The organism is Coleofasciculus sp. FACHB-712 (assembly GCF_014695635.1).
GTDB lineage: Bacteria > Cyanobacteriota > Cyanobacteriia > Cyanobacteriales > FACHB-T130 > FACHB-T130.
In genome coordinates this window covers 1-3433 of the sequence record NZ_JACJOQ010000466.1, presented here as the reverse complement: position 1 = coordinate 3433, position 3433 = coordinate 1, and the positions used below count along the sequence as shown (strand labels likewise).

Sequence of the window (3433 nt, the reverse complement as noted above, 5' to 3'; positions counted from 1 at the left end):
AGAGAATACCCAAGTATCCAAGTTCGCTCTTGTTACTGGAGAGACACGAATAATCGAGTCGATGGCATCCAAGTTGGCCCATTTCCGACTCCGCAATCAGCAGGGTTATTTTACCAGAAGCTCACTGCTTCTAGAGTTCGTTCGACAGATGTAACCATTGTTCCTCCTAAACAAGTTCCAATCGTTAGACCAAGGAATCGGTAGATATAATTCTTTCAAAACAGACTTAGCTGGGTAGGCGGTACCTCAATCCCATTCCAGGGAAGGGGTGGAACGGGTGCGTTATGTTGTTCTAGCAACTGCTGAAAGTAACGAGCATTTCCAGGCGATCGGTCTTCTAAAGGACAATGAACAAAAAAGTAAATCTTTGTCCCCTGACGCAACCACCCATCCAGCAAACTCACCCACTCTTCCATAAAAGGCTGATTCACCGACTGCTCTGGATGGCTGATAAACCGGATTAAGCTAAAGGAAGCCGTGACAATCGGTTGCACAGGCACGTTGGGTTTTCGCGATTCTGGATACTGTTGAGGATTCGCCGAGCCCGTGTAAACAGGGCGGGTATCCAGCAGTACCCGTCCCACACCCAACTGCTGTAAAAGCGCCGTCAGATGGCTGCTGTGAGGTTCTTTGAACCAGTCGGAATGACGAACTTCCAGCGCTAAAGGCGCTTCATTGCGAGGCCATGCTTCCAAAAAAGCGGTTAAGTCATCCAAATATGCCGGGGGATAGTTAGGAGGCAATTGGGCAAAAATGGGGCCAAGGCGACTCTCCTCTGAAGATGCTGCACCAACGCCTAAACCTTGCATCTGTTCTAAAAACTTTAATGCCTCTGGAATCGACGGTTGCAGCAAGCCATTGTGTGTCACATTCCGAGGCAACTTCAGGCAAAATTTAAACCCTGCTGGTGTTTCTTGCGCCCAACGCGCTACGGTATCGGCGTCGGGTACAGCATAGAAAGTCGTATTGCCTTCAACGGTCGTGAAACGCTGACTGTATAGGCGCAGAAAATCTTTGGAACGGCTTCCAGCCGGAAAAAGGTCGCCTATCCAGCCTTTATAACCCCAAACTGCACATCCCAGAAGAAAGCTCATATCTTTAAGTTTCTTTACAATACTAAGGTGTGCTTGTTTCTCCTCATGTGAGGAATCCGTTAATTGAGAACCACCTACCTATGTCATCTTCTAAGACTCAGTTCCCCGAATCACTTGAAGCCTCTACTCCACCTCAGTCTTCTTCACCATCATGGCAAATAGAGTTGCTGTATGACGGTGAATGTCCCTTGTGCGTGCGAGAAGTCAATTTTTTGAGGAGACGGGATGCCGGTCGAGGTTTGGTGGCGTTTGTGGACATCGCAGGCGATCGCTATACCCTGGAAGCGCATGGCGGTGTTGACTTTGAAACGGCGATGGGGCGAATTCATGCCGTGCTTCCTGATGGCACGGTCGTCAAGAATGTGGAAGTCTTCCGCCGCGTCTATGAGATTCTGGGGATGGGGTGGATCTATGCGGTGACTAAATTGCCGATTATCGGTTCTATTGCTGATACGCTGTATGGAATTTGGGCTGATTGGCGGCTGGCCCTGACTGGAAGACCCAATTTAGCCACGATTGTTAGCAAGCGCCAGAGGCGCATCGAGTGCGAGACGCAGGGGCGCTGTCGGCTAAATGACGATAATCAACCTTAGTCAATCAGAATAACCCAACTAAAGGAAGTTAACCGCACAAATAGGTCAAGCTAACCTAAAAATAGACTACTTTCGCTAGTAGGGGAAAAAATGCAAGACTCAGCATATACTCTCTTCATTATCTTTGGTTGTATTTGGATACTCATGGGAGTCGCAGCAGTGATTGCACTCCTCAAATCCGAGAATCAAGAGCTTCGGTTTGGCAAATGGGGACTAATCGTGGCTCTCCCAATCGTTATCCCGTTTATCCTGGCTCTGCTCTATCAAGTAGCAAGACCATTCTTTCTGAAATACCTTTTTTAAAAATTTGGACTAAATCCTAACATCAATCTTGTGTTAACTGGAAAAGTTGGGTGGAAATGAATAAGCGATCGCTAACAATCGCATCAAGGGCGAGACGCAGGGCGCTGTCGGCTTAATGATGAGGAAGATCGACCTCAATTAAAATAAGACGACTAGCTCAGAATCTGAATTAGAATAAAAAGCTTTTTAGGAGAATCAAGATTGACTGCCTGAATACTTACCCAGCATTAAAAATTTGCTTTGCAGTCAAATTGAGTTCTGGAAACACCACCGACTCAACCCTTTCATTTTCTCGAAACAGCTTAATTTGATACTCACCATCTACTAACTGATAAATCGATAAAGTAGGCTGTTTAGGAGAACCAATATAACGGCTACCACCTAAACCCAAATAATCTACAATCCAATATTCGCCAATGCCTAATGCTTCATAATCAATCATTTTGTGTGCATAATCATCGCGCCAATTTGTGCTGACGACTTCAACAACTAATTTAACAGAATCTCCCCTAGTAATCACTGATTCTTTTTCCCAGCGAGGCTCATTGGCTTCTACAAGTTGCTTATCTAATACAATCACATCTGGATCGTAGCCAAAGTTATCGCTAAGTTTAATTGTACATTCCTTGGGAATAAAGTAAGGAAGCTGTAATCGCCGGATTTCCAAACCAAATTCGAGCGACTGAAAACCCGCGATCGCTGAATGTTTACCCGTTGGATTTGGCATTTCAACAATCACTCCGTTATGTAATTCATAGCGTCCGTTTTCTGGTTTCCATTCTAGAAACTCATCAAAATTAATTAACTTGGATATCGCTTGAGTCATGGTAAATTCTCCAATACTCTACATTACCTTGATAGGATTCGATTCAATGCCTTTGCTTTCATCTATGTAGATAGAAAGACCATTTATGCTAAAACAGTTTCTATAAAAAATCAGGCTAAATCATAACATCAATTTTTTGTTAGTAGCTAAGGTTTATCTAATTAGTTGTCCCATCCTTTGAGCAATTTTTTTAACATTTGATAACTCAGGCTGCCAATACTTGTTTTGCTGCTACTTCTATCAGCTTCTTGCTATGCGATCGCATTCCCTCATCCTCCAAGATGCGATCGCCCGAACAGCAATTACAGCAGCAGATTGAGGCGTCCCTCTCTTTAGAAAGCGTCCAGAACCAACTCACTGTTGTAATACCGAAAAGCAGCTGGAGCCACCCAACGGCAAAACGCAGCGGCGGCAGATAACCTTGGCGACATCACAAGTGTCCGCTGTCCTGACGTGTTACACAACACCACATCCTAAACTAGAAAAGAACTAATTCGCATTAATTACAGCAGATTGCAAGTTCATGAAGTACAGTAGCAGCAGTTTGTGAACCAGTTGCGTAGGTGTTTTGGATTGACTAAATCAAGTGCAGTAGCAAGCAAAGTATCAACCATTTT

The 3433-nt window shown here is 44.6% G+C and carries 5 protein-coding genes; 3 read left to right on the top strand and 2 right to left on the bottom strand.

Annotated features, from left to right (window positions below; translation table 11 throughout):
- Positions 1-204: hypothetical protein (locus H6F50_RS26755; protein WP_206754833.1), on the top strand; the 204-nt coding region annotated here is incomplete at its 5' end.
- Positions 205-215: 11 nt separating this feature from the next.
- On the opposite strand, the gene H6F50_RS14970 is transcribed toward H6F50_RS26755, so the two are convergent.
- Positions 216-1094 carry a DUF72 domain-containing protein gene (locus tag H6F50_RS14970; RefSeq protein ID WP_190429311.1) on the bottom strand — a complete coding sequence of 293 codons (879 nt, stop codon included), beginning with the start codon at positions 1092-1094 and terminating at the stop codon, positions 216-218.
- 80 nt (positions 1095-1174) lie between these two features.
- Here H6F50_RS14970 and H6F50_RS14965 point away from each other — a divergent pair, with 80 nt between their 5' ends.
- Complete coding sequence (locus H6F50_RS14965; protein ID WP_190429310.1) at positions 1175-1687, top strand: DUF393 domain-containing protein; 513 nt, start codon at positions 1175-1177, stop codon at positions 1685-1687.
- Between the two features lie 520 nt (positions 1688-2207).
- Here the strand turns inward: H6F50_RS14965 and H6F50_RS14960 are convergent.
- The gene (locus tag H6F50_RS14960) at positions 2208-2816 is read right to left on the bottom strand and encodes a Uma2 family endonuclease (RefSeq protein ID WP_190429309.1); all 609 of its coding nucleotides are present in this window, start codon (positions 2814-2816) and stop codon (positions 2208-2210) included.
- A gap of 197 nt (positions 2817-3013) precedes the next feature.
- On the opposite strand from H6F50_RS14960, the gene H6F50_RS14955 reads away from it, so the two are divergent.
- A complete protein-coding gene (locus H6F50_RS14955) occupies positions 3014-3235 on the top strand; it encodes a hypothetical protein (RefSeq protein ID WP_190429308.1) in 222 nt (73 codons plus the stop codon).
- The last annotated feature ends 198 nt before the right edge of the window (positions 3236-3433 follow it).